The 25646-nt window shown below is 63.4% G+C and carries 24 protein-coding genes and 2 pseudogenes; 20 read left to right on the forward strand and 6 right to left on the reverse strand.

Features of this window, described 5'->3' with window-relative positions; genetic code table 11:
- Nucleotides 1-119 precede the first annotated feature (119 nt).
- From ubiE to ertB, 8 genes are all read left to right on the forward strand, one after another.
- Nucleotides 120-896, forward strand: a complete 777-nt coding sequence (ubiE, locus tag ACS4RR_RS00695; protein WP_456189567.1) for a bifunctional demethylmenaquinone methyltransferase/2-methoxy-6-polyprenyl-1,4-benzoquinol methylase UbiE — start codon at nucleotides 120-122, stop codon at nucleotides 894-896.
- Between the two features lie 62 nt (nucleotides 897-958).
- A complete protein-coding gene (ubiB, locus tag ACS4RR_RS00700; RefSeq protein ID WP_222292447.1) occupies nucleotides 959-2533 on the forward strand; it encodes a 2-polyprenylphenol 6-hydroxylase in 1575 nt (524 codons plus the stop codon).
- A gap of 202 nt (nucleotides 2534-2735) precedes the next feature.
- On the forward strand, nucleotides 2736-4304 hold the full coding sequence (locus ACS4RR_RS00705) for an aromatic amino acid lyase (protein WP_222387242.1): 1569 nt from the start codon (nucleotides 2736-2738) through the stop codon (nucleotides 4302-4304).
- Between the two features lie 97 nt (nucleotides 4305-4401).
- Entirely contained in the window at nucleotides 4402-5781 is a 1380-nt protein-coding gene (gene ertD / locus ACS4RR_RS00710) for a hydantoin-5-propionate amidohydrolase (RefSeq protein WP_456189568.1), read from the forward strand.
- The gene (locus tag ACS4RR_RS00715; RefSeq protein ID WP_260109921.1) at nucleotides 5778-7103 is read left to right on the forward strand and encodes a Zn-dependent hydrolase; all 1326 of its coding nucleotides are present in this window, start codon (nucleotides 5778-5780) and stop codon (nucleotides 7101-7103) included. The genes ertD and ACS4RR_RS00715 overlap by 4 nt, the downstream gene beginning before the upstream one ends.
- On the forward strand, nucleotides 7084-8181 hold the full coding sequence (gene ertC / locus ACS4RR_RS00720) for a thiohydantoin desulfurase (protein ID WP_222387239.1): 1098 nt from the start codon (nucleotides 7084-7086) through the stop codon (nucleotides 8179-8181). The genes ACS4RR_RS00715 and ertC overlap by 20 nt, the downstream gene beginning before the upstream one ends.
- A 3-nt stretch (nucleotides 8182-8184) precedes the next feature.
- Nucleotides 8185-8514: a TfoX/Sxy family protein gene (locus ACS4RR_RS00725; protein ID WP_020052607.1), complete on the forward strand. Its 330-nt coding sequence runs from the start codon at nucleotides 8185-8187 to the stop codon at nucleotides 8512-8514.
- 18 nt (nucleotides 8515-8532) lie between these two features.
- The gene (gene ertB, locus ACS4RR_RS00730) at nucleotides 8533-10194 is read left to right on the forward strand and encodes a thiourocanate hydratase (RefSeq protein ID WP_222387238.1); all 1662 of its coding nucleotides are present in this window, start codon (nucleotides 8533-8535) and stop codon (nucleotides 10192-10194) included.
- Between the two features lie 17 nt (nucleotides 10195-10211).
- On the opposite strand, the gene ACS4RR_RS00735 is transcribed toward ertB, so the two are convergent.
- Both ACS4RR_RS00735 and ACS4RR_RS00740 read right to left on the reverse strand, forming a co-directional pair.
- On the reverse strand, nucleotides 10212-10598 hold the full coding sequence (locus tag ACS4RR_RS00735; protein ID WP_222387237.1) for a VOC family protein: 387 nt from the start codon (nucleotides 10596-10598) through the stop codon (nucleotides 10212-10214).
- On the reverse strand, nucleotides 10595-11845 hold the full coding sequence (locus ACS4RR_RS00740) for an MFS transporter (RefSeq protein WP_260109919.1): 1251 nt from the start codon (nucleotides 11843-11845) through the stop codon (nucleotides 10595-10597). The genes ACS4RR_RS00735 and ACS4RR_RS00740 overlap by 4 nt, the downstream gene beginning before the upstream one ends.
- Nucleotides 11846-11936: 91 nt before the next feature.
- Between ACS4RR_RS00740 and ACS4RR_RS00745 the strand changes: the two are divergent.
- Nucleotides 11937-12059: pseudogene (locus tag ACS4RR_RS00745) on the forward strand (LysR family transcriptional regulator); the annotation flags it as partial.
- Nucleotides 12059-12308, forward strand: a pseudogene (locus ACS4RR_RS00750) (type 2 periplasmic-binding domain-containing protein); the annotation flags it as partial. The pseudogenes ACS4RR_RS00745 and ACS4RR_RS00750, both read left to right, overlap by 1 nt.
- 104 nt (nucleotides 12309-12412) lie before the next feature.
- On the opposite strand, the gene ACS4RR_RS00755 reads toward ACS4RR_RS00750, so the two are convergent.
- The gene (locus tag ACS4RR_RS00755) at nucleotides 12413-13318 is read right to left on the reverse strand and encodes a LysR family transcriptional regulator (protein WP_260109918.1); all 906 of its coding nucleotides are present in this window, start codon (nucleotides 13316-13318) and stop codon (nucleotides 12413-12415) included.
- A 126-nt stretch (nucleotides 13319-13444) separates the two neighbouring features.
- Between ACS4RR_RS00755 and ACS4RR_RS00760 the strand changes: the two genes are divergently transcribed.
- From ACS4RR_RS00760 to coaBC, 3 genes are all read left to right on the forward strand, one after another.
- A complete protein-coding gene (locus tag ACS4RR_RS00760; RefSeq protein ID WP_260109917.1) occupies nucleotides 13445-14209 on the forward strand; it encodes an SDR family oxidoreductase in 765 nt (254 codons plus the stop codon).
- A 128-nt stretch (nucleotides 14210-14337) separates the two neighbouring features.
- Nucleotides 14338-15087 (forward strand): SDR family oxidoreductase, encoded by a 750-nt coding sequence (locus ACS4RR_RS00765; RefSeq protein WP_260109916.1) that lies wholly within the window; start codon nucleotides 14338-14340, stop codon nucleotides 15085-15087.
- Nucleotides 15088-15226: 139 nt separating this feature from the next.
- Complete coding sequence (coaBC, locus tag ACS4RR_RS00770) at nucleotides 15227-16432, forward strand: bifunctional phosphopantothenoylcysteine decarboxylase/phosphopantothenate--cysteine ligase CoaBC (RefSeq protein ID WP_260109915.1); 1206 nt, start codon at nucleotides 15227-15229, stop codon at nucleotides 16430-16432.
- Nucleotides 16433-16462: 30 nt separating this feature from the next.
- On the opposite strand, the gene ACS4RR_RS00775 is transcribed toward coaBC, so the two are convergent.
- Nucleotides 16463-17275: a class II glutamine amidotransferase gene (locus ACS4RR_RS00775; RefSeq protein WP_260109914.1), complete on the reverse strand. Its 813-nt coding sequence runs from the start codon at nucleotides 17273-17275 to the stop codon at nucleotides 16463-16465.
- A gap of 256 nt (nucleotides 17276-17531) precedes the next feature.
- Between ACS4RR_RS00775 and ACS4RR_RS00780 the strand changes: the two genes are divergently transcribed.
- The 5 genes from ACS4RR_RS00780 (at nucleotide 17532) to ACS4RR_RS00800 (ending at nucleotide 22788) form a co-directional block, all read left to right on the forward strand.
- Nucleotides 17532-18443, forward strand: coding sequence for a pirin family protein (locus ACS4RR_RS00780; protein WP_260109913.1), 912 nt, complete (start codon nucleotides 17532-17534; stop codon nucleotides 18441-18443).
- Nucleotides 18444-18775: 332 nt separating this feature from the next.
- The gene (locus ACS4RR_RS00785) at nucleotides 18776-19453 is read left to right on the forward strand and encodes a FadR/GntR family transcriptional regulator (RefSeq protein WP_260109912.1); all 678 of its coding nucleotides are present in this window, start codon (nucleotides 18776-18778) and stop codon (nucleotides 19451-19453) included.
- Complete coding sequence (locus tag ACS4RR_RS00790; RefSeq protein WP_260109911.1) at nucleotides 19450-20742, forward strand: CynX/NimT family MFS transporter; 1293 nt, start codon at nucleotides 19450-19452, stop codon at nucleotides 20740-20742. Before ACS4RR_RS00785 ends, ACS4RR_RS00790 begins: the two co-directional genes overlap by 4 nt.
- A 101-nt stretch (nucleotides 20743-20843) precedes the next feature.
- Nucleotides 20844-22376: a S10 family peptidase gene (locus ACS4RR_RS00795; RefSeq protein ID WP_456189569.1), complete on the forward strand. Its 1533-nt coding sequence runs from the start codon at nucleotides 20844-20846 to the stop codon at nucleotides 22374-22376.
- Between the two features lie 10 nt (nucleotides 22377-22386).
- Entirely contained in the window at nucleotides 22387-22788 is a 402-nt protein-coding gene (locus tag ACS4RR_RS00800) for a GFA family protein (protein WP_222387231.1), read from the forward strand.
- A 26-nt stretch (nucleotides 22789-22814) separates the two neighbouring features.
- Here ACS4RR_RS00800 and ACS4RR_RS00805 read toward each other — a convergent pair whose 3' ends face one another.
- Entirely contained in the window at nucleotides 22815-23396 is a 582-nt protein-coding gene (locus ACS4RR_RS00805; RefSeq protein ID WP_456189570.1) for an Lrp/AsnC family transcriptional regulator, read from the reverse strand.
- 27 nt (nucleotides 23397-23423) lie between these two features.
- Here ACS4RR_RS00805 and ACS4RR_RS00810 point away from each other — a divergent pair, with 27 nt between their 5' ends.
- Nucleotides 23424-23810 (forward strand): RidA family protein, encoded by a 387-nt coding sequence (locus ACS4RR_RS00810; protein WP_456189571.1) that lies wholly within the window; start codon nucleotides 23424-23426, stop codon nucleotides 23808-23810.
- 47 nt (nucleotides 23811-23857) lie between these two features.
- Here ACS4RR_RS00810 and ACS4RR_RS00815 read toward each other — a convergent pair whose 3' ends face one another.
- Nucleotides 23858-24565, reverse strand: coding sequence for a glutathione S-transferase family protein (locus ACS4RR_RS00815; protein WP_456189572.1), 708 nt, complete (start codon nucleotides 24563-24565; stop codon nucleotides 23858-23860).
- Between the two features lie 114 nt (nucleotides 24566-24679).
- Here ACS4RR_RS00815 and ACS4RR_RS00820 point away from each other — a divergent pair, with 114 nt between their 5' ends.
- Nucleotides 24680-25570 (forward strand): LysR substrate-binding domain-containing protein, encoded by an 891-nt coding sequence (locus tag ACS4RR_RS00820; protein ID WP_456189573.1) that lies wholly within the window; start codon nucleotides 24680-24682, stop codon nucleotides 25568-25570.
- Nucleotides 25571-25646 lie beyond the last annotated feature (76 nt).

A 25646-nucleotide genomic window follows, 5' to 3' on the forward strand; every position in this document is an offset into this window, starting at 1 on the left:
CCGGCGACGATGTGCGCTATAGCGCCAGTGTGCCGTGGAGAACGCGGCCCATAGATAACGTCGCGCGCGGTCTTTCGCTATGGCCGCGGCGCCCGAATCTTCAGGAACGGAGCAGTCTGATGTCAGAAAGCCGCACTTCCGCCGATGGCGGCATGGAGACCTCCTACGGCTTCCGCGAGGTGCCTGATGGCCAGAAGCAGGGCCTGGTCAACAAGGTATTCCACAAGGTCGCCAAGCGCTACGACATCATGAACGACGTCATGTCGATGGGCATGCACCGCGCCTGGAAGGACGCGATAATTTCGGTGCTGAACCCGCGCAAGGAGCCTGGCTACAAGGTGCTCGACGTTGCCGGCGGCACCGGCGACATAGCCTTCCGCATCGTCGAGGCTTCGGGCAGACAGGCGCATGCCACCGTGCTCGACATCAACGGCTCGATGCTCGGCGTCGGTGCCGAGCGGGCAGAAAAGAAGAAGCTCTCCAGCAATCTCACCTTCGTCGAGGCGAATGCCGAGGAACTGCCTTTCGATACAGGCAGCTTCGACGCCTATACGATCGCCTTCGGCATCCGCAACGTGCCGAGGATCGATGCGGCGCTGTCGGAGGCGTATCGCGTGTTGAAGCGCGGCGGGCGGCTGCTGGTGCTGGAGTTTTCCGAAGTCGATATGCCGCTTCTCGACAAGATCTACGATGCCTGGTCGTTCAATGCCATTCCGCAATTCGGCAAGGCGATCACCGGCGATGCCGAACCCTACCGATATCTGGTGGAATCGATCCGCAAGTTTCCGAACCAGGAGAATTTCGCGGCAATGATCCGCCAGGCCGGCTTTTCGCGCGTCACCTTCACCAATTATACCGGCGGCATCGCCGCACTCCATTCCGGCTGGAAGCTCTGACGCATGACGCCGAAAAGTGTAGAGCGGTTTTCGAATAGCGTCGCGCGAGAATCAAACAGAACATGAGTACTTTCGGCGCATATTTCCGCCTTTGGCGCGTCGGCTGGGTGCTCGTGCGTGAGGGTGTCGTGTCAGCCCTTCCTTCCGAAGGATTGCCGCCGCCGGTGGCGCTTGCCAAATCCTTCGTCACGATTTTCGAGCGAAGCAAGGCGCGGCATCAGAAGCGCAGCGACCGGTTGGCGAAGGCGGTCGAGCGGCTCGGCCCTTCCTATGTAAAGATCGGGCAGTTCCTGGCGACGCGGCCGGATGTCGTCGGCGTCGAATTCGCCAACGACCTGTCGCAGCTCCAGGACCGCATGGCCTTCTTTCCCTCGGCAGCCGCCAAGGCCAATATCGAAGGCTCGCTCGGGCGGCCGATCGGCGAACTCTATGCAAGCTTCGGCGATCCGATCGCCGCCGCCTCGATCGCGCAGGTGCATCCGGCCGAGGTCGACAGCGCCGAGGGCCGGAAGAAGGTCGCCGTCAAGATCGTGCGGCCCGGCGTGCGCCAGCGTTTTGCCCATGACATCGAGGCAATGTATCTCGTTGCTCATATGCAGGAGCGTTTCCTGGCGTCCAGCCGGCGGCTGCGGCCGGTCGAGGTGACGAAGACGCTGGAGCAGACGACGAAGGTGGAGATGGATCTTCGCCTGGAGGCGGCAGCCCTTTCCGAGATCGCCGAGAATACCGAAAAGGATCCCGGCTTCCGTGTGCCGAAGGTCGACTGGGAGCGTACCGGGCGCGACGTCATCACCATGGAGTGGATCGACGGCACGAGGATGTCCGATGTCGAGGGTCTGCGCGCGGCGGGCCACGATCTCAACCTGCTTGCCGATACGCTGATCCAGTCGTTCCTGCGTCATACGCTGCGCGACGGCTTCTTTCATGCCGACATGCATCCGGGCAATCTCTTCGTCGATGCGGGCGGCATGATCGTCGCTGTCGACATGGGCATCGTCGGGCGGCTGGGCAAGAAGGAACGGCGGTTCCTCGCCGAAATCCTCTATGGCTTCATCACCCGCGACTATATCCGCGTCGCCGAGGTGCATTTCGAGGCCGGCTATGTGCCCGGCCACCACAATGTCGAAAGCTTCGGCCAGGCGATCCGGGCGATCGGCGAGCCGATCCATGGACAGCCGGCCGAGACGATCTCGATGGGCAAGCTGCTGACGCTGCTGTTCGAGGTGACCGAGCTCTTCGACATGGCGACGCGTCCGGAACTGGTGATGTTGCAGAAGACCATGGTCGTGGTCGAGGGCGTATCGCGCATGCTCAATCCGCGCTTCAACATGTGGAAGGCCTCCGAGCCTGTCGTCGGTGACTGGATCCGTACCAATCTCGGACCGAAACGGATCGCCACCGATCTCAAGGACGGGCTGAAGGCGGCGGTCAAGCTCGCCGAAGCCGTGCCGGAAATTGCAGCGAAGACCGAAAAATTCCATCATCAGCTGCTGCATATGAGCGAGCACGGCTTACGTTTCGACGCTGAGACGGCGGAAGCGATCGGCAAGGCCGAGGCGCGGCACAACCGCTCGGCCAAGATTGCTTTGTGGGTTATCGCATTGACGCTTCTCTATATTGCCTGGATGCTGAGCTGACCGCCTGCCAAAAACATGCTGTGTTCGGGATTTGGGATATCCCATGTGACGGCGGGCTCGCTTAGTCTCGCAGTCAAAGCATGATGCCGAAAAGTATGAGCGGTTTTCGGGCGACGTCATGCTCTGACTCTTTAATTGAGAACAGGATTCAGATTTTAGGCCGATCGGCCTAAAATCATCTTGTTCTAGGGAGACACAGCACATGAAGCACGAACGCCCTGGCATCGAACTTTCCGGACGACCGCTCGGTTTTGCCGAGATGGTGACGATCGGGGCGGGCAAGGCTGCGGTTTCGGCTTCGGCGACAGGCATGGCCCGCATCGCGATCGCCCGCGAGGTCGTCGAGGATGCGATTGCCTCCGGCATGCCCGTTTACGGCTCGACGACAGGCGTCGGAGCCATGAAGGACGTGGAGTGGTCGGCCGACGAACTCGACACCTTCAATCTCGGCCTGGTGCGGGCCCACCATTTCGGCACCGGCACTCCCTTTTCCTGCAATATCGTGCGCAATGCCATGGCGATCCGTATCAACACGGCGCTGACCGGCCAGGTCGGCTGCACGCCGGAATTGATCCAGGCCTATATCAGGATGCTCGAGGCCGATCTCATCCCGGTCGTGCGCCGTACCGGCTCGATCGGCTGTGCGGATATCGGTCTGATGGGACAGATCGGCGCTGTGCTGACCGGCGTCGGCGAAGCGATGTATCGCGGCAACCGGATGCAGGCGGCCGAGGCTTTCCGGGCGGCCGGGCTGGAACCGATGCGGATGGCGCCGCGCGACAGCCTCGCCTCGCTCAGCATCAATGCGGTGAGCTTTGCCTCGGCGGCGGAAACGACGCGCAATGCTGCTGCCTCGATCCGCGTCCTGCTGGCGACAGCGATGATGGCGGCCGGCGCGCTCGGTGCTTCCCGCGATCCCTGGAAGGCGGTCAGGCATGTCGGAACGGCGCGCGAGGCGTTGATCGGCGCCTGGCTTTGCAATGCCTCCGACGAATGGAACTGGCCCGTCGCAACGCATGTGCAGGATCCGCTCAGCCTGCGCATGATCGCGCAGGTGTTCGGCGCGGTGATCGAGAACCTTTTATCGACCGGCCACAAGATCCTTGCCGCCACCGGGCGCTCGGACGACAATCCCGTCGTGGTCGAAGGCCGTGTGATGACGTCGGGCGGTTCGCTTCCGCTCGATGTGACGATCCTGCTCGAATCGGCAGCACTCTGCATGGCGCATGCAGCGCGCAACGCCTTCAACCGTTGCGTCATTCTCGGCAACGGCCAGCGGCGCGACCTGCCGGTCAATCTCGTGCCGCCGGGGCGGATTGCCACCGGTTTCGGGCCGATCATCAAACTTGCCGGCGAGATCTTCTCGCGTGTGCTGTCGATGTCCAATCCCGTGTCGGCCCAGTCGCTGGTCGTTGCGGCCGGGCTGGAGGACGAAGCTGCCTTTTTGCCGCTCGTTATCGAGCGTTTCGACCGGCAGATGCGGGCGCTGAAGCGCCTTGCAGCCCTCGAGGCGCTGCTGTCTGCCCAGGCAATCGACATTCTCGGCGATGAGCCGAAGGGCGTCGCCGCCATGCTCTATGAGGTCGTGCGCAAACATGCGGATTTCTATACGGTCGACCGGCCGCTTTCGGCTGAGGTCGAGGCAATTGAGGAGGAACTTGGTTCGGACGACTTCGTTTCGAAGCTGACCGATCAGGTTCCGATCGCGTCCTTCGACGATTTCTTCGCCCTTGCGTCGCAGGAGCGTGTCGAGGAGCGGCTGACCAGCTAAATTAAAGAGTTAGAGCATGATGCCGTCCGAAAACCGCTCACACTTCTCGACATCATGCTCCAGCCGGCAGTCTGATCCAGTTTAGGGAGGAAGCGGCATGGATTTCGATCTCGTTTTGCAGGGCACGGTGGTGCTGCCGGACCGCATTCTCGACGAGGGTTATGTCGCCGTGCGCGACGGCAAAATCGCTGAAGTCGGCCTCGGCGTGCCGCCTGCGGGCCGCGAACGGCATCTGCTCGGAAAAGCGCTGATCCTGCCCGGTGCGATCGACGCGCAGGTGCATTCGCTTTCCCAAAAAGATCAGGAGGATTTCCTGTGGTCGACACGATCGGCAGCGGCCGGCGGTGTGACGACGATTGTCGACATGCCTTATGACGAGGGCAATCTCGTCTGCTCGGCAGCGGCGGTGAAGCGGAAGATCGACCACGCCAGCCCGCAAGCGCGCGTCGATTTCGCGCTTTACGGCACCGTCGATCCGGAAGAAGGCCCCGCACGCATCCGCGAAATGGTGGAGGCAGGCGTTGCCGCCTTCAAATTCTCGACCTTCGGCACCGATCCCAAGCGCTTTCCGCGCATTCCGCCGGCCCTGCTCGACGCCTGCTTTGCGGCAATCGCGCCAACGGGACTGACGGCGGGCGTGCATAATGAAGACGACGAGGCGGTGCGCACTTACATGGAGCAGGTGAAGGTGAGCGGCATCACCGACTGGCGGGCGCATGGCCTGTCGCGGCCGCCGATCACCGAGCTGCTGGCGATGCATACGATCTTCGAGACGGGCGCTCATACCGGCTGCCCGGCACATGTGGTGCATTGCTCGCTCGGGCGCGGCTACGATATTGCGCGCGCCTATCGCCGCGACGGCTTTGCGGCGACGGTGGAATGCTGCATCCACTATCTGACGCTCGACGAGGAAAACGACGTGAAGCGCCTTGGCGGCAAGGCGAAGATCAATCCGCCCGTGCGGTCGCGCGCCGAGGTGGAGACGCTCTGGCGGAAGGTGGCCGAGGGCGATGTCTGGCTGGTTTCGACCGATCACGTCAGCTGGTCGGAAAACCGCAAGACCAATCCCGACATGCTAGCCAATGCCTCCGGCGTTCCCGGTCTCGAGGTGATGGTGTCGCTTTTCGTCAAAGGTGCCACCGAACGCGGCATTCCGTTGACATGGGCAGCCAGGCTGATGGCGGAAAACCCGGCGAAGCATTTCCGGCTCGACCATATCAAGGGCGCGCTGACCCCGGGCAAGGATGCCGATATTGTCGTGCTCGAGCCGCGCGACAGCGTCTATGACGCCGCCGCGAGCGGCAACAATGTCGTCGGCTGGAGCCCCTATAACGGCATCCGCCTGCCCTGGACCGTCTCGGCCACCTACCTCAGCGGCGAAAAGATCGCCGAGGGTGCCAAGGTGCTGGCCAAGCCCGGCACCGGCAGGTTCGTGCGGCCGCTGCCGCGCCAAGTCATTGCGGGAGCTGAAGCATGAGCCGCAATCTACCCGTCAATGCGGGCCGGATCGCTGAAGATATCGAGGCGCTGGCCGGGATCACCGAGCCGGGGCATCCCTGGACGCGGCGGGCCTTCTCGCCGCTCTTCCTCGACGGCAGGGCCTATATCGAAGCGCGGATGAAGGCGGCGGGACTGGAAACGCGGATCGATGCCGCCGGCAATCTGGTCGGCCGGCGGACAGGCCGGAAGCCGTGGCTCGGCACGATCATGGCCGGCTCGCATTCCGACACGGTGCCGGACGGCGGCCGCTTTGACGGCATTGCCGGGGTAATTGCGGCGCTGGAGGTGGCGCGCGCGCTTCGCGATCAGAATATCGAGCTCGATCACGATCTCGAAATCGTCGACTTCCTTGCTGAGGAGGTCAGCATCTTCGGCGTGTCCTGCATCGGCAGCCGCGGCATGACCGGCCAACTGCCGGAGGCCTGGCTTTCGCGTGTCAGCGACGGGCGCGACCTGGCCGAGGGCATCGCCGAGGTCGGTGGCCGACCCGACGTGCTGATGCAGCAGAACAGACCCGATATAGCGGGCTTTCTCGAGCTTCATATCGAACAAGGCCCGGTGCTCGAAGCCGAAAAGGAGGATGTTGGGATCGTCACTGCGATATCGGGCATCACCCGCATCGAGATCACCGTCGAAGGGCGGGCCGACCACGCCGGCACGACGCCGATGGACCGCCGGGCGGACGCACTGGTGGCGGCGTCACAGCTGGTGCTCGACATCCGCAATGCCGCCGCCGAGCTTGCCAAAACGCCGGGGCATTTCGCAGCGACGGTTGGCGAATTCAGGATCGAGCCGAACGCCGCCAATGTCGTGCCTTCGAAGGTGGTGCTGCTGATCGATGGCCGTGCCGAAAGCCGCGCCGACATGCAGGCATTCTGCCGCTGGCTCGACGGCCATGTCGAAAAGCTGGCGGGGGCCTATGGCGTGACGATCAAAACGCCGAACCGGGTTTCCGACAATCAGCCGACACCTGGCGATGCCGGGCTGCTGTCGATCTTGGAGGCTGCCTGCGAACGGGTCGGCGCGAAACATCGGCGCATGGCCTCCGGCGCAGGGCATGATACGGCCTGGATCGCCAAGGTGGCGCCGGCGGCGATGATCTTCGTGCCCTGCCGGGACGGCCGCAGCCATTCGGCCGACGAGTGGGCAGACAATGACGATATCGCACTCGGCGCCGCCGTGCTTTTCGAGGCGGTGCGCGAGATGGACAAGGGCTTGATTGACAGGGGCTTGATTGACAGGGGCTTGATTGACAGGGGCTTGAATCAGGAGAAGGCGAATGGGACGCATACTCGTTGAGAAGGACGTGGAAGCTGCCGTCAAGGGCGGCTCCGTCTATGCCGCCGGCGGCGGCGGCTGGGCCGATCACGGGCGGATGCTTGGGCTTGCCGCCGTCAATGTCGGCAAGCCGGAGCTTGTCTCGATCGACGAATTGCAGGACGAGGACTGGATTGCGACCGCAGCCGCGATCGGCGCACCGGCCTCCACGACGCCCTGGGAAATGCAGGGCATCGACTATGTGAAGGCGGTGCAATTGCTGCAGGAGGCGCTCGGCGAAAAGCTTTCCGGGCTGATCATCGGCCAGAACGGCAAATCCTCGACGCTGAACGGCTGGTTGCCGTCGGCAATCCTCGGCACCAAGGTGGTCGACGCGGTCGGCGACATCCGCGCGCATCCGACAGGCGACATGGGGTCGATCGGCATGGCCGGTTCGCCCGAGCCGATGATCCAGACCGCTGTCGGCGGCAATCGCGCTGAGAACCGTTACATCGAGCTGGTGGTGAAAGGGGCGACGGCAAAGATCTCGCCGGTGCTGCGCGCCGCCGCCGACCAATCCGGCGGCTTCATCGCCAGCTGCCGCAATCCGCTCCGGGCCTCCTATGTCCGCAGCCATGCGGCGCTCGGCGGCATCTCGATGGCGCTTGCACTCGGCGAGGCGATCATCGCGGCGGAGAAGCGCGGCGGATCTGCCGTCATCGACGCGATCTGCAAGACGACGGGCGGACATATCCTTGCCGAGGGCGTCATTACCCGCAAGGACGTCGTCTACACCAAGGAAGCCTTCGACATCGGTACGATCACCGTCGGCGCGGGCGAAAAATCGGTGACGCTGCATGTGATGAACGAATATATGGCGGTGGACGATGCGGATGGCAAAAGGCTTGCGACCTTCCCCGCGGTGATCACCACGCTTTCACCGGAGGGCGAGCCGCTCAGCGTCGGCCAACTCAAGGAGGGCATGCATGTCTTCATCCTGCATGTGCCGATGGAGATCATTCCGCTATCGGCAAGCGTGCTCGATCCAACCGTCTATCCTGTCGTCGAAAAGGCGATGGGGATCGAGATCGCACGTTATGCACTGGCAACGAGGGCCTGAGCCGTGGCGCGTGATCCAGGCCTTGAAGAACTGATGCGTGAGGAACTCGGCGATCGGCCGGGTCTTGCCGAAAAATCCATGTTCGGCGGCTGGGCCTTCATGCTGAACGGCAATCTTCTCTGCTGCGCGCGCCATGACGGCATGCTGATCCGTCTCGGCAAGGGCAATGACGGCTGGGCGCTGGCACTGCCAGGCGTGATCCAGATGCTGTCGGGCGAACGGGTGATGCATGGCTGGGTGCGAGGCGGTGCCGAAGTTTACGGCGACGATGCCCTGAGACGGCGTCTGCTCGATGCGGCGCTCGCCTATGTGGAATCGCTGCCGAGCAAGTAGCAAAACGAGGAACCCACGATGCCGAAGGCCAATCCACGTCATCCGAAATTTCCGATTCCCGGCGGACCGGAGCTGCGCGCCAAGGGCTGGCGGCAGGAAGCGCTGTTGCGGCTGCTCGAAAATGTGCTGTCCGTCGGCGAGGACCCCGACAATCTGATCGTCTATGCCGCGCTCGGCAAGGCGGCCCGCAACTGGGCGGCGCACAAGGGCATCGTCAAGACGCTGACCGAGATGGACGAGGACCAGACGCTGCTCATCCAGTCCGGCAAGCCGATCGGGCTGGTGCGCACCCATGCCAAGGCGCCGCTTGTTATCATGGCGAACTGCAATATTGTCGGGCAATGGGCAAAGGCCGAAGTGTTCTACGAGCTGCAGCGCAAGGGGCTGATCTGCTGGGGCGGGCTGACCGCCGGCGCCTGGCAATATATCGGCAGCCAAGGCGTCATCCAGGGCACCTACGAGATCTTCATGCGCATCGCCGAGCGGCGCTTCGGCGGCGATCTCCTCGGGCGGTTCGTGCTGACGGCCGGCCTCGGCGGCATGGGCGGGGCGCAGCCGCTCGCCGGCCGTATGGCAGGCGCTGCGATCCTCTGCGTGGACATAGACCCGGAACGCGCCCGCAAGCGCCAGCAGATCGGCTATCTCCAGGAAATCGCACCCGATCTCGATACCGCCCTTCAGATGATCGATGCGGCGGTGAAGGACAGGCGGGCGCTGTCCGTCGGCCTCGTCGGCAATGCGGCGGAGGTCTATCCGGAAATCGCCCGGCGCGGCATCGTGCCTGATATCGTCACCGACCAGACCTCGGCGCATGACCTCGTCTACGGTTACGTGCCGAAGGGCATGAACCTCGATCAGGTCAAGGGCCTGCGCGACGATGGCCAGGGCCAGTTGATGGCGGCAAGCCGCGCCTCGATCGTCGAGCATGTGACGGCGATGCTGGAATTCCAGAAGCGCGGCTCGGAAGTCTTCGACAACGGCAATCTGATCCGCACGCAGGCCAAGGAGGGCGGCGTTGCGAATGCCTTCGATATTCCAATTTTCACCGAAGCCTATCTGAGGCCGCTGTTCGCCCGGGCGATCGGCCCATTCCGCTGGATGGCGCTATCGGGCGAGGAGAGCGATATCGCCCGGATCGACGATTTGCTGCTCGAGATGTTCCCTGACAACAAGATCATCACCAACTGGATCCGGCTGGCGCGCGAGCACGTGCCCTTCGAGGGGCTACCGGCACGGATCGCCTGGCTCGGCCATGGCGAACGCACGGCACTCGCAAGGCGTGTCAATGCGCTGGTTGCAAGCGGCGAACTCAAAGGCCCGGTTGCCTTCTCCCGTGACCATCTCGACGCCGGCGCCATGGCGCATCCGAATATCATGACCGAGCGAATGAAGGACGGCTCCGATGCGATCGCCGACTGGCCGCTGATCGATGCGATGATGCTCTGCTCGTCGATGGCCGATCTGGTCGTCGTCCATTCCGGCGGCGGCGGTTACGCCGGCTACATGACGAGCTGCGGTGTCACCGTCGTCGCCGACGGCACGGACCCCGCCGACGAACGGCTCGACCATGCGCTGACCAACGATACCGCGCTCGGCGTCATGCGTTACGCCGATGCCGGTTACGAGGAGGCGCTTGATGAGGTGGCAAAGAAGGACGTGCCCTATATCCGGCTTGGTTGATGTGCGGGAGGCGGACGTCAAGCGATCAGATTGGAGACTTCGAGGAGGTTGCCGTCGGGGTCCCTGAAATAGACCGAGCGCAAACGCCCAGTCGCACCGGTGCGTTCGACCGGGCCCTCTTCGATTGCAACGTCCGCGGCCTGTAGATCAGCGATGACATCGGCAAGCGGCGTCTCGGCGATGAAGCAGAGGTCGCCGGAGCCGGCTGTGGGATGTCTCGCCTTGGGATCGAATTCGCGGCCGGCCTGATGCAGGTTGATCTTCTGCCCGCCGAATTTCAGTGCCTTGCGGCCTTCCGCGAAGGTTTCGACCGACATGCCGAGGATGCGGGAATAGAAATCGCAGGTGATCGCGATATCGGCGACGGTCAGCACGAGATGGTCGAGGCGGTCTATGCGGATCATGCTTTTCTCCTCGCAAGGCGCTGGGCGACACAGGCGGAGATAAAGGCCAGCGCCAGCATGGCAAGGGTGAAGATAACGACGGCGGCCCAGCCTTCAATCGCGAAGAACCACCCGCCCGCCGAACCCATGAGGCTGGAGCCGACATAATAGGCGAGCATATAGAGCGACGAGGCGTGGCCTTTGGTGCCATGCGCCAACTTGCCGACAAGGCCACTGGCGATGGAATGGCTCATGAAGAAGCCGGTCGTGAGCACTATTATACCGAGGATGATGACCGGGAGCGAGGCAAAGAGCGTCAACGCGCTGCCGGCGGCAGTGAGCGCCAGACCGAAGAGAAGCACGGAAAAATGCCCGATCCGGTCTCCGAGCAGACCGCCGATCGAAGAGGCGCCGATGCCGAAGAGATAGACAGTGAAGATCAGGCCGAGTTCGGTCTGGTTGAGGCCGTAGGGCGGCGCCACCAGGCGGAAACCGGCATAGTTATAGATCGTCACGAAGGAGCCCATCGCCAGGAAAGCTATGGCGAAGATGAAGGGCAGCGCCGGATTGGTGAGATGGCCAAGCCAGGCTTTTGCATGAAAGCGCGGATCGAAGCCCGGCCTGCGGACGAAATTGCGTGACGGCGGCAAGAGGGCGATGAAGCCGATCGCGGCGGCAAGGCCAATGGCGCCGATGAGAAAAAGCGCCGGACGCCAGGTGAGATATTCGGCGAAGATACCGGTCAGCACGCGGCCGGACATGCCGCCGAAGGCCGTGCCGCCGACATTAAGGCCCATGGTGGCGCCAAGACCGCGCGGATCGATTTCCTCGGCGAGATAGGCCATGGCGACGGCCGGCACGCCGCCGAGAACGAGGCCTTGGAGAGCGCGGATGACGAGGAGCAAGTGCCAGTTCGGGGCAAAGGCGGTGGCAATGGTCAGCAATGCCGCCCCAACCAGCGATATCGACATCAGGCTGCGGCGGCCAAGGCCTTCCGAGACGGCGGCGGCGCAGACGATGGCAACCGCCAGGAAACCGGTGGAGAGCGACAGCGACAGCGAGCTTTCGGCCGGGCTGACGGCGAATTGCTGCGAGAAAATCGGCAGCAGCGGCTGGACGCAATAGAGCAGCGAAAAGGTGGAGAAGCCGGAGAGGAAGAGCGCCAGGCTGGCGCGGCGATAGGCGCCCGTTCCGCGGGTCAGATAGTGTTTTTGCCCTGGGATCGCAGCTGTCTCGGCGGTCTTCATTGCATGCGCTGACGTCGGCATCTCTTCATCCTTCCGACCTTCGATCTAGTCAACGCCACGCCATTTGTCCAATATATGAAACTGGCGATTTCGATAGGTTTTGGAGATGACGATCGAGCTGCGGCACTTGCGATATTTCCTGGTGGCGGAAGAAGGCAACTTCACCCGTGCCGCCGGCAAACTCGGCATCGGGCAGCCGCCGCTCAGCCAGCAGATCCGCGACCTGGAACGGAAGACGATGTCGTGCTCGCTTGCCGCGGGGCGGGGTTCGAGCTGACCGTGGCGCAGGAGGCGCCGCAGATTTCCTTCTGGTGCCGCCGATCTCGGCGTCTCGATCGTGCCGGCCTTCATTTCACAGATGAAGCTCGAAGGTGCGGCCTACCGGCCGATCGAGGGGCCGCCGGCCGTGGCGCGCCTGGCGCTGGCAATGCTGAAAACACATCGCTCGCCGGTCACCGAGAACCTGATCAGCTTGCTGAGCTAGCTAAAGCGCGTCGCGATCTTTCAGATTCGCTCTTCGCGCTTTAGGTCTTTGTTTTTGCGCATGTCGTTTCCGCAAAACCGCTGCACACTTTTGCGCGACATGCTCTAACCCACCGGATCCCAATAGGGCGGATCACCAAAACTCTTCTTCAGATGATCGGCGATGGCGCGGAGCTTGGCGGAGGGATTTCGGCCTTCGGGATGGGCCATGTAGATGAATTCGGCCTCAGGCTTGTGGCCGACATCGATTTCGGCAAGCCGGCCCTCGCGGATGGCCGGGCCGGCGATGAAGGCCGGCAGCAGCGCGATGCCGAGCCCGGCAATCGCGGCGTCGCGGAGCATGTCGCCATTGTTGATGCCGAGCGCCGGTTTCGCGCGCACGACGATTGCGCCCTCTGGTGTCTGGAAGCGCCAGTCGGCAACGCCGCGATTGGTGTAGAAGATGCCGCGATGGCTGTTGAGATCATCAAGCGACGACGGAATTCCCTGGCGGGCGAGATAATCCGGCGAGGCGCAGAGAAGACGGCGGCTGCGTGTGAGTTTCCAGGCGACCAGCCGGCTGTCGGCGATCGCGCCGTTGCGGATGATGGCATCATAACCGTCCGAGGCGGCATCGACCCGCCGGTCATCGATATCGAGGGTCAGTTCGATCTCGGGATGTTCGGCAAGAAAAGGATAGAGCGCCGGGCCGAGATGCATGCGGCCGAAGGTGACGGGGGCGGCGATGCGGATCGGGCCGGACAGCGTTCCGCGCCGCTCGGCCATATCTGCGGCGGCCTCCTCGATCTCGCGCACGATGCGCGCGGCGCGCTCCAGGAAGACCGCGCCATCCTCCGTCAAGGTGAGCTTGCGGGTCGTTCGGTGCAGCAGCATGCCGCCCAGCGACTTCTCCAGTTCGGTCAGCCTTTCGCTGATGACGGATTTGGACAGCCGCAGGCGCCGCGCCGCCTCGCTGACCGAGCCCGCCTCAACCACGGCGACGAAAGCCGCAATACCTTCGATCCTGATCATCGTTCGGCTTTTCCGAATTCGAGTTCCCCGATCTGGAGACTAATCCGAACGAAAGGAAAATGCCATCTTCCCTTCATCGAAAGGGACGGCAGGGGCCGCCTCACCTTAAACGCAGGAGATGGAACCATGAACCGCTTGAACAACAGGGTCGCAATCGTCACCGGCGCAAGCTCCGGCATCGGCCGCGCCACGGCAAAGCTCTTCGCCGCCGAAGGCGCCAAGATCGTCGTCGGCGCCCGCCGCGAGCGCGAACTCGACAGCCTTGTCGCGGAGATCAAGGCAGAGGGCGGCGACGCCATCGCCATTGCCGGCGACGTGCGCTCGGAAGACTATCACAAGGCGCTGGTCGCTGCCGCCGTGACGAATTACGGCAAGCTCGACATCGCCTTCAACAATGCCGGCACGCTTGGCGAGGCCGGTCCGAGCACCGCCGTTTCGGAAGCAGGCTTCAGCGAGGCGCTGGCGATCAATCTGACGGCCTCCTTCCTCGCCGCCAAGCACCAGATCGGCACAATGGTGGAGAATGGCGGCGGCTCGGTGATCTTCACCTCGACCTTCGTCGGCTACAGCTTCGCTTTTCCGGGCGTTGCCGCCTATGCCGCCAGCAAATCCGGCCTGATCGGCCTGACGCAGGCGCTTGCCGCCGAATTCGGCCAGCAGGGCGTGCGCGTCAATGCCATCCTGCCGGGTGCTGTTGATACCGACATGTATCGGGACATGAACGACACGCCTGAGAAGCAGGCCTTCGTCACCAATCTGCATGCGCTGAAGCGTGTCGCGACACCCGAAGAACTTGCCCGCTCGGTTCTCTATCTCGCCTCCGACGATGCGAGCTTCGTCACCGGGACGGCCTCGCTGGTCGACGGCGGCGGTTCGATCACCCGCACCTGAGACGGCGCGGCGCGATTATCCGCTGCCGGTTGATGATCCTTCAACGCGCCGGCTTATCGCGCCGCCTTTTTCAGGGCATTCTCCCAACAACGGGCCGCGGCCCAAAATTCGATCAAAGGAACGTCATCATGTCACGCCTGCAAAACAAGACAGCCCTCATCACCGGCGGCACCAGCGGCATCGGTCTCGAGACCGCCCGCCAATTCATCGCCGAGGGCGCCCGCGTCGTCGTTACCGGCAGCAGCGCGGCAAGCGTCGAGGCGGCCCGCGCCGAACTTGGCGGCGAAGCCACCGTCATCCAGGCCGATGCCGGCAATGCGGTCGGCCAGAAGGCCGTCGCCGATAGCGTGAGAGAGGTTTTCGGCACGCTCGACATCCTCTTCGTCAACGCCGGGGTCGCCGAATTCGGGCCGCTGGAACAGTGGAGCGAAGCCGCCTTCGACAAGTCGGTTGATATCAACGTCAAAGGACCGTTCTTCCTGATTCAGGCGCTGCTGCCGATTTTTTCGAAGCAGGCCGCGATCGTGCTCAACACCTCGATCAACGCCCATATCGGCATGCCGAACTCCAGCGTCTATTCGCTGACGAAGGGCGCGCTGCTGACGCTTGCCAAAACATTGTCGGGCGAACTCATCGGCCGCGGCATCCGCGTCAACGCCGTCAGCCCCGGTCCGATCGCCACGCCGCTTTACAGCAAGCTCGGTGCTTCGGAAGCCCAATCCAAGGCGATGGCCGAGCAGATCCAGGCCCAGATCCCCGTCGGCCGCTTCGGAAATCCCGGCGAAGTCGCCAAGACGATCGTCTTCCTCGCCTCCGATGAGGCGGCCTATATCGTCGGCAGCGAACTCATCATCGACGGCGGGATGAGCAACCTCTGACCCGACGAAGATGACAGCTGACGTCATGAACGGGGCGGACCCGCCGGCTGCGGCCGATGGGTGCCGTCCCCGCGATTGCATGTTCAACGCCAAAGGCTTAGGGTCGAGGGTGGTCAGAAAAGGCAACGGGAAGAAGGCCATGGCTCTCAGCGGCAAACGCATCCTCCTCATCATCTCCGGCGGCATCGCGGCCTATAAGAGCCTGGATCTGATCCGCCGGCTGCGCGAGCGCGGCGCGAGCGTGCGCCCCGTCATGACCAAAGGCGCGCAGGAATTCGTCACGCCGCTTGCCGTTGGTGCACTGGCGGCGGACCATGTCTTCCTCGATCTGTTTTCGCGCCAGGACGAACAGGATATCGGTCATGTAAGGCTGGCGCGCGACTGCGACCTCGTGCTAATCGCCCCTGCCACCGCCGATCTGATGGCGAAGATGGCGAACGGGCTTGCCGACGATCTCGCTTCGACCGTGCTTCTGGCGACGAACAGGCCGGTGCTTGCCGCACCGGCGATGAACCCCGCCATGTGGGCGCACCCGGCGACGCGGCGGAATGCGGCGATGCTCCGAGCCGACGGCATCCGCTTCGTCGGGCCGATGGCCGGCGAGATGGCGGAAAGCCGGGAGGCCGGGCTTGGCCGGATGGCGGAACCGCTTGACATTGTCGCTGCGGTCGAAACGATGCTCGACGATGGAGAAAAGCCGCTCAAGGGACGCAAAGCGATCGTCACGTCAGGACCGACGCACGAACCGATCGATCCGGTGCGCTATATCGCCAACCGCTCCTCCGGCCGGCAGGGGCATGCGATCGCCGCAGCCCTTGCAAAGCTCGGGGCTGATGTGACGCTCGTATCGGGGCCGGTGGCGATCGCCGACCCCGTCGGCGTTGGCACCGTGCATGTCGAACGGGCGGAGGAAATGCGCGATGCCGTGCTTGCGGCGCTGCCGGCCGACATCGCGGTGATGGTCGCGGCGGTTGCGGACTGGCGCGTCGCCTCGGCCGCCGACCAGAAGCTGAAGAAACATCCCGGCGAATCCATTCCGACGCTGGCGCTGACCGAGAACCCGGACATCCTGAAAACCGTCGGCCATCATACGATGCGGCCGAGGCTGGTGATCGGCTTTGCCGCCGAGACGCAGGACGTCGAAAGCAATGCGAAGGCGAAACTCGAAAGGAAAGGCGCCGACCTGATCGTCGCCAATGACGTTTCCCCTGCGACAGGTATCATGGGCGGCAGCCGCAACAGCGTCAAACTCATTCGCCACAGCAGTGTCGAGCAATGGCCTGACCTGACGAAGGAAGAGGTTGCCGAAAGGCTCGCGGCGCTGATCGCCAAGCAGATCGGCTAACGCCGAGCGGCTCAGCTGATCGCAAGCGGCTCAGGCTGGAATAGCGACCCGTAGCGGCTTGGACGCGCTCCGCTTCTCCGGCCGGAAGTCGGCGACATCGATGCCGCCTTTACCGACGGTGACGGCGCTGCCGTTCGGGATCTCGGCCCAGGCATCGCCATCGTCGTTCAGCGGCTCGGACACAAGGCAATAGCCCGCGCCGACGGGAGAAGCATAGAGCGTCGGGGCCCTGCGATCTGTGGCATAACGGATCGCATAGAGCGTGTTGCCATCGGAGAAGGCAGCGGTAAAACGCAGCAAGATCGAGCCGATGGTGTTTTCCGCCAGGTCCTCGATGAAGCCGATCATTTCCGCCATCGCGGCGACCGGCGCTTCGCGCAGGCCGAACTGCAGCGCCAACAGGAACATCAGCTCGGAATCGGTCGTGCCGCCGCGGGCATTGAACAATTCATCGTCGAGCATCGCCTCCATCGGCCGGCGCAGGCGCTCGAAGCCGGAGATCTGGCCGTTGTGCATGAAGGACCAGGTGCCATTGGTGAAGGGATGGCAGTTGTCGCGGCGCGTGCCGCCGCCTGTGGCAGCGCGGACATGGGCGAGGAAGAGCGGCGAACGGATCTGCCGTGCCAGGCTCTTCAAATTGCAATCCGACCAGGCCGGCAGGATATCGCGGTAGCGGCCGGGCTCGGGCCTGTCACCATACCAGGCAATGCCGAAACCATCGCCATTCGTCGCCGTCTTGGCGCGGGTGGCGCAATGCGACTGCTCGATCAGGGAATGGGCGGGCGAGGATACCAGATCTTCGAGATAGAGAGGGTCTCCGCGATAGGCTGCCCAGCGACACATGGCTCTTTGCTCCGGAACCCGCCGCATCGGCGGGAAATGCTGAAACTCAACTGAATTGTCGAATGTCGTCGCTAATAACAGCTTAACGCCCGGCCGGTTTGCAAGTGAAACATGACGATTCCTTGACGCCTGACCTCTTCAAATTCGGCGAAACGCTGTGTTCTTTTGTGAACACTGCGTTGTCTGCCCCGCAGACTTCGCGCCCGGCAGCCGGGCGGCTATAGTCGCCGCCAAGTTGAACCCCTAGGAGGACGCCATGTCGATCCGCCCCGTCAAGCATGAAAGTACTGCCACACCGACCATGGAAGGCGCCGGCGTAAAGCTGCACCGCGTCTTCGGCTTCGGCGATCCCGCGATGACCGATCCATTCCTGATGATGGATGATTTCCGCAACGACAATCCAGCGGAATATATCCGCGGTTTTCCCTGGCATCCGCATCGCGGCATCGAGACGATCACCTATGTGCTCGCCGGCACCGTCGAGCACGGCGACAGCTTGGGCAATAGCGGCCTGCTCGGCGCCGGCGACATCCAGTGGATGACAGCCGGCAGCGGCATCATGCACCAGGAAATGCCGAAGGGCGATTTTGCTGGCCGAATGCACGGCTTCCAGCTCTGGGCGAACTTGCCCTCCTCGCTGAAGATGACGGCGCCGCGCTACCAGGACGTCAAATCCACCGATATTCCTGTCGTCGTCGATGATGACGGCACGGCGGTGCGGGTGATCTGCGGCGATTTCTGGGGCAAGGCCGGTCCGGTCGATGGCGTCGCCGCCGAGCCGATCTATCTCGACGTGTCAGTGCCGCCCGGCCGGAAGAAGCGCCTACGGGTCGATACCTACCGCAATGCCTTCGCCTATATCTTCGCCGGCTCCGGCACCTTCCGCGATGCATCGAAACCCTTCGGCGTGCGCGTCGAGAAGGAAGTCGACGGCGAGGAATTGAATATCCGCGACATGTCCGGCAACCGCACGCTCGTGGTCTTCGACAGCGGCGACGAAGTGACGGTGCAGGCAGGCGACCAGGGCATCCGTTTCCTGCTTGTCTCCGGCAAGCCGATCGAGGAGCCGGTTGCCTGGCACGGCCCGATCGTGATGAATTCGCGCGAGGAAATCATGCAGGCGATGCGCGAACTGCAGAACGGCACCTTCATCAAAGCTGCGCATTGAACGGATTTCTCTCTTGCATCTGCGAAGAATCAGCCTAACTTTAAGTCATCAGCAACAGAACGAAAGGAAGGTGATCCAATGTCTAATGAGATTTCGGACCTCGTAACGGGCATGGAAGAGGTGACGAAGGCGAGGCAGCCCTCGCTCTAATCCCCGCCTTCCTAGGGCTGCATAGACAGTCCAGGCCAGTTAGAGGCCAAACTCATGGAAAGGGTCGCTGAGGCGGCCCTTTTTTACTGTCTTGATGTCTTTATTGTCTTGATGCCAGGCGTTGACGAAAGATCGAAATTTCAATACTCATAAAGTCATCTGATGACTTTATGAGTATTGAAATGCGAGCGCTCAGCAAAACCAATCTCGCCGATGAGGCGATCGAGGCGATCCGCGGCGACATTCTCGGCAAACGCTGGGCGGTCGGCGAAAAATTGCCGAATGAAGCCTCGCTCTCGGCCATGCTGTCCGTCAGCCGCGGCACGGTGCGCGAGGCGGTGCGCGTTCTCGCCTCTCAGGGTTATCTCGAAACAAGGCAGGGTTCGGGAACCTATGTCCGCGCGACCAGCGACGCCGGACGGCCACTGACGATGGCGCGGCGCGCCAGCCTGCGCGACCAGTTCGAGGCGCGCCTGGCGCTCGACGTCGAGGCCGCCCGGCTGACGGCGATGCGCAAGACGCTGGAGACGATTGCCGGGCTTCGCAGGCTGCTTGCCGAACGCGGCAATTACGATGGCGGCAATCAGGCCGCCTTCATCGAACGCGACCTCGCCTTCCACAAGGCTGTCATCGCCGCTTCCGGCAACCGGGCGATGATCGAGATCTATGATTTCTTCTCGGCCTCGATCGCCGATACCATCGCGGCGACGCTCGGCAAGGATATTCCGGAACCCGATATGCAGGCGCATGCCGATATCGTCGACGCCATCGAGACCGGCGACCCCGATAGTGCGGATGCGGCGGTGCGCCGCTTCATGGCGCCGGTTCTTGCCGCACTCGACCGGATGATCCTGTCATGAACACGCCTGCCAACCATGCCGCCAGCGCGCTTGAGCCTGCCGACGATCTGCTTGTTGATGCCGAGGCCGGCAGCCTTCCACCGCCGCAGGCAACGCCGGTACGGGGAGTTGCGGATCGGTTTCTGCTGGGCGCAAGCCTGGTGCTGATCGCCTTCAACCTGCGCCCGGTCTTCTCCAGCGCCTCGGCGCTGCTGCCGGAAATCCGTGGGGAATTCGGCCTGAGTGCGCTGGGCGCCAGCCTGCTGACGACGCTTCCGGTCGTCTGCCTCGGCGCCTTCTCGCCGCTTGCCCCTCGTCTTGCTCAGCGCTTCGGGACTGAACGCACGCTGTTCGGCGTTCTCCTGCTTCTGGCTCTCGGCACCGCATTGCGCGGGCTTTCCTCCATACCGCTGCTCTTCATCGGCACGGCCCTTGCGGGCGCCTGCATTGCCGTCGGCAATGTGCTGCTGCCGGGGCTGGTGAAGCGGGATTTCGCCGGGCGCGCCGCGCTGATGACCGGCTTCTACACGATGGCGCTTTGCGCCGGGGCGGCCAGTGCCGCCGGGCTGACGCTGCCGATCGAGCACGCACTCGGCGGCTCTCTCGCGGGCGCGCTCGCCATCTGGGCGCTACCCGCCCTCGCCGTCAGCCTGCTCTGGCTGCCTGAGGTTCTTCGCAGCGGCACCCAGGCAAGACGAAACGGCTTCCACCTCAAAAGCCTCTGGCGTGACCGGCTCGCCTGGCAGGTGACGCTGTTCATGGGGCTGCAATCGGCGCTTGCCTATTGCGTCTTCAGCTGGCTGGTTCCGATCTTGCGCGAACGCGGGCTCGACGGGGTCACTGCCGGGGCAATCGTTTCCCTGTCGGTGATGGTGCAGGCGGCATCCTGCCTGATCGTGCCGCATATCGCCGTGCGCGGCCGCGACCAGCGGCTGATCAATGCGAGCCTCTGTGGCGTTGCCGTCATCGCCCTGCTCGGCCTGCTCTTTGCGCCGCTTTCGACGGTCTGGCTGTGGGCGGTACTGCAGGGCATCGGCCAGGGTGGGCTGATCGCGGCGGCCATGACGACGATCGTGCTGCGCTCGCGCGATCCCGATGTCGCCGCCCATCTTTCCGGCATGGCGCAATGCGTCGGTTACCTGCTCGCCGCCATCGGTCCGCTCATCGTCGGCCTCATCCGCGGCTGGACCGGAAGTTTTTCCTGGTGCGCGGCTCTCTTCATTGCGCTCGGGCTTGGAGCGGCGATCAATGGCTGGAAGGCCGGGCGGGCGGTCGAGATCAATGTCCATGCGGTCGAAAAGGACGGCTGAGCCCTTCGCTCACCTGTCCATCACCATCTCTTGATGCCCGTCGTCGGCCGCGGATGCTACGCTATCTCAGCCTCTCATTCCCCACCGCCGGAGGAGACATCTTGCGCATACGAACCCTGTTTCTGCTCGCCGCACTTGCGGCAATGCTGACCCCCGCCCTTTCCTATGCGCAGGAAAGCAGTCAGCCGAGGGCAAATGTCCACAGCGGCGCGCGCGACGGCGTATTGAAGCTGCTGCCGGCCGATTCCGTCACAGAGCACGCGCTGACGATCGGCGACCGGAAGCTCGCCTATACTGCAACCGCCGGCACGCTGGATCTCTTCGGCCAGGACGGCGCGCAGACCGGCGCGATCTTCTACACCGCCTATGTCGCGCGGGATGCCGGGCCGAACCGGCCTCTGACCTTTGCCTTCAACGGCGGGCCGGGTGCTGCTTCCGCCTTCCTGCATCTCGGGCTGGTCGGGCCGAAGGTGCTCGATTTCGGGCCGGACGGACGCGACGGCGCCAATGCGAAACTCGTCGATAACGAGCAAAGCTGGCTCGATTTCACCGATCTCGTGCTGATCGACCCGATCGGCACCGGCTGGAGCCGGACGGCGAAGGCCGACGACGCCTCCAATTATTATAACGTCAACTCAGATGCTGAAAGCATCGCCAAGGCGATCGCGCTCTATGTCGCGCACAACAACCGTTCCAACTCGCCAAAATATCTTCTCGGCGAGAGTTATGGCGGCTTCCGTGCGGCCAAGGTCGCCTCGGTGCTGCAGGAAAGCCAGGGAATCATTGTCGCCGGCGCGGTGATGCTTTCCCCCCTGCTCGAGGGCCAGTTGATGTTCAATGCCGATCAGTTCGCGCTCGGCGCAGCGCTGGAGCTGCCGTCACTGGCGGCAGCCGAACTCGACCGGCACAAGGCCTTTGACGAAGAGAAGCAGAAGGCGGCCGAGATCTTCGCGCTCGGGGACTATCTGACGACGCTGGCCGGGCCGCCGCCGACGGGTGCCGACGCCGCCGTCTTCTATGGCAGGATCGCCGGGCTGACGGGCATTCCCGAGGATATCGTTACCCGCAACCGCGGCTTCCTCGGCAATTCCTACGTCAAACATTCGGACGCCGGCAGCGGCGAGGTGATGAGCGCCTACGACGCTTCCTTTGCAGCACCCGATCCCTATCCGGAATCGGATTACGATCGCGGCGACGACGCCATCCTCGACGGCTTCGCCCGCGCCTATGGCGGCGCCTTTGCCGATTACGCCCGCAACGAGCTCGGCTTCAAGACCGAGATGACCTATTCGCTGCTCGACGGCGATATCAGCCCACGCTGGGAGTGGGGTGGAGGACGTGGCGGCGGATCGCGCTTCCAGGCCAGCGCCACCGATAACATCCGGCAGCTGCTCGCCTCGAACTCGGCCTTCCATCTGCTGATTGCACATGGCTACAGCGATGTGGTGACGCCCTATGGCGTCAGCCGTTACGTGGTCGACCATCTGCCGCCCTCGCTCGCCGGCGGCCGCGTCGGGCTGAAGCTTTATCGCGGCGGCCATATGTTCTATACGAAAGCCGATCAGCGGGCGGCCTTCACGGCGGATGCGAAGGCCTTCTACGCCACACACGCGGCCGCTCCGCCGGCAGACTGAGGAATCGCCGATGCATATCACCGGAGGATGCCACTGCGGGGCGATCCGCTATCAGGCGGAGATCGACCCGGAGCGGGTCTCGATCTGCCATTGCACCGATTGCCAGCGGTTGACGGGCTCCGCCTATCGCATCACAGCACCCGCGCGGCCGGGAAGTTTCACACTGACTTCAGGTGAGCCAAAAGGCTACGCAAAATATGGCGACAGCGGCGGTCTCAGCCGTCAATTCTTCTGCCCGAATTGCGGATCGCCGCTCTACCGCACAGACGGCGAAGGCGGCGCCATCGGCATCCGCGTCGGCGGCATCGACCAGCGGCGGGAATTGGTGCCGAAAAAGCAGATATGGTGCCGCTCGGCTTTGCCTGGGCTGGCGAATATCGAAAAGCTGCCACGCTTCGAGAGAGAGGATTAGGCTCAGGCCGGCTTACCATCGCGCCTTTATTCCGGCAGCGGCATACCCGGCCAGCGATCGGTCACGCCGGCCTGGACCGGACGCTCCAGATAGGTGGATAGGGCGATATAGCTGCGGGTGCCGGTGACGCCGGGGACGGCATGGATCTGGGCGAGAAAAGCCTCTAAGGCCTGCGGGCTGGCGGTGCGAACCTTGAAGAGAACGCTGGCGTCGCCGGCGACCGAATGCATCTCCTCGACCTCGGGAAACTGCAGAACCTGTATCAGCCGCTCGCTCTTGCCCCAGCCGGCCGCCTCCACATGCACGAAGGCAAGCAGCGGTTTGCCAAGCGCTGCGCCATCCAGCGCGGCATGCACGCCCTTGATGGCGCCGGATTGTCTCAGTCGGCGCACACGCTCATGCACGGCCGGCGCTGACAGGCCGACCGTTTCGCCAAGCCTGGCATAGCTCTGGCTGCCGTCGGCGGCGAGCGCGGCTAATATTCTTCGGTCGAAGGCATCGATGACCGGCTGCTGGGGCCGTCTCTGCCGAAGATCGTCTGTATTTTTCGCCATTCCGCAAACTCCCCTTTCTGCCGAAGAATAATCGCCGATACTGGCATTCTTCAACAGGATATTCGGAGGAGGAGAGATCTCATGGAGATGATCGCGCACAATCCAGCAAACGGGATCTATGCGGCCAGCCCTGATTACATCCATGCGCTGGAGGTCAGGCAACCGTCCCGGCTGCTCTTCGTCAGCGGCACCATGGGTCTCGATCAACAGGGAATGGCCGCGGCCGATCTGGAAGGCCAGTTGGACCTCATCTGGTCCAATCTGCGCGCCATCCTCACGTCCGCTGATATGACGGTGGACAATATCGTGCGGCTGACGAGCTATCTCAGCGACGGCGCCTTTATCGAGGCGAACCAGAATGCCCGTCTTCGGGCGCTTGGCGGCCGCGCCGTGCCGACCACGGCGATCATCGTCGAAACGCTGCGCGACGACTGGCTCGTCGAGATCGAGATCGTCGCTGCCGGCTGACCGGCACATTGGCCATCGCACCCCGAGGGGTGCGATGGCTGCGGCAATCAGGCCGCCTGTTTCAACAGGCCGAGCGCCTCGGCCAGGTCGACCTCACCGCGGAAACCGCCGCTGCTTTTCGCCTCCTGGCGATGCTCGATCGCATGGGCAAAACGCACGGCCGGCTCCTGCTGCATGCGCTCATAGAGGCGATGCAGGCCGGGAAACTGCCTGCGGTCGACGACCTGGTGAAAGTCGTTCCAGCGGGCGATGCCGACGAAATAGGCGTCCGCCAGGCCCGGCCCGTTGCCGAGAAGCCATTCGCGGCCGTCGAGCAGACGCTCCAGCGTCTGATGCGCCTTTTCGACCGCGGCGATTCCATAGGCGGTGAGGACCTGCTTCTCCTCCGGCTCCATTGGATGCTCGATCGCATACCAGAGCGGGCCGAAGGCCTTGAAGAAGGTGGTATTGAGAAAGGCGAGCATCTGGTTCAGCCGATCGAAATCCGCCGACCCCTGCACAAAGCCCAGACCTTTGCCGATCGTGCCGGCGCCAATATGGTGGAGGATCGCCATGCTTTCGCTGATCGTCCTGCCATCTTCGAGGAGCAGCGACGGCGTTTCGCCGACTGCGTTGATCCGTTTGTATTCTTCGCTGGAGACTATTTCCGGCATCTCAACGCGGCAGAGCCGATAAGGCAGGCCGGACCATTCCAGCGCGACGATCGAGCCGAAGGAGCAGCCTTCAGGGACGCCGTAAAACAATATGGGTGACATCAATCGTTCCTTTCAGAATTGAACCCGTTTGGACGCGATGAATATGAGGATGTGGACGATCTTGCGGTAGAGACTATAAATGCTTCGCAATGTCCACGTATCTGGAAGATGACGATGGCGCTTTTCAACCTCAACGACCTCCATCTTTTCGTCCAGGCCGTCGACAGCGGCAGCTTTACGGCTGCGGCGAGACATCTCGGCATGCCTAAATCGACGGTGAGCAAGCGGGTTGCCGAGCTGGAGGGGCGGCTTGGCGTGCGGCTGATCCAGCGTACGTCGCGAAGCTTCGCGCTGACCGAGCTCGGCCGCGAGTTCTTTCGGCATGCCCAGGCCTCGATCATCGAGGCGGAGATGGCCGAGGGCATCGTGCGGCGGCATCTGGCCGAACCTGCCGGCAGCGTTCGCCTGACCGCCTCGGTGCCGACGGCACAGTTCACGCTGACGGAGCATCTGCCGGCGCTGGCGGCGCGATTTCCGAAGCTCCGGCTTTCCGTGCATGTGACGGACCGCTTCGTCGATATCGTCCAGGAAGGTTTCGACATCGCGCTGCGCAGCCACCGGACGCCGCTGCCGGATTCGGCGCTGGTGCAGCGGAAGCTCGCCAGCCATCCTTTCTTCATCCTCGCCTCGCCGGATTATATCAGTGCCCATGGCGAACCGCGCCGGCCGGAGGAACTGACACAGCATGCGACGATCATGACCAGCCTGACAGAGGACCAGTGGCGGCTTTATTCGGGCGGCGATAAGGTTCTCGTCACGCTGCATTCCGTCATGGCCGCGGATGAGCCCTATGTCTTGATGGAAATGGCCATGGCGGGGCTTGGCATTACCTGCCTGCCGACATCCGTCTGCCGCAAGGCGCTGGCGGACGGGCGGCTGGTGCGGGTGCTGCCGGAATGGACGGCCGGCAGTATCGAGACGACGATCCTGATGCCGCATCGGCGTGGCCAACTGCCGGCAGTGCGCGCCGTCGTCGACTTCCTGGCGGAACGGCTGGCGGGATAACGCTCCGCGGCATAACGCAGCAGACGGAGAAACACTACATTTCGAAGGGTATTCGGCCATCAGCCGCTCCTTCAGG

It is taken from the genome of Rhizobium zaerense (assembly GCF_051810725.1).
GTDB classification, from domain to species: Bacteria; Pseudomonadota; Alphaproteobacteria; order Rhizobiales; family Rhizobiaceae; genus Rhizobium; species Rhizobium leguminosarum_I.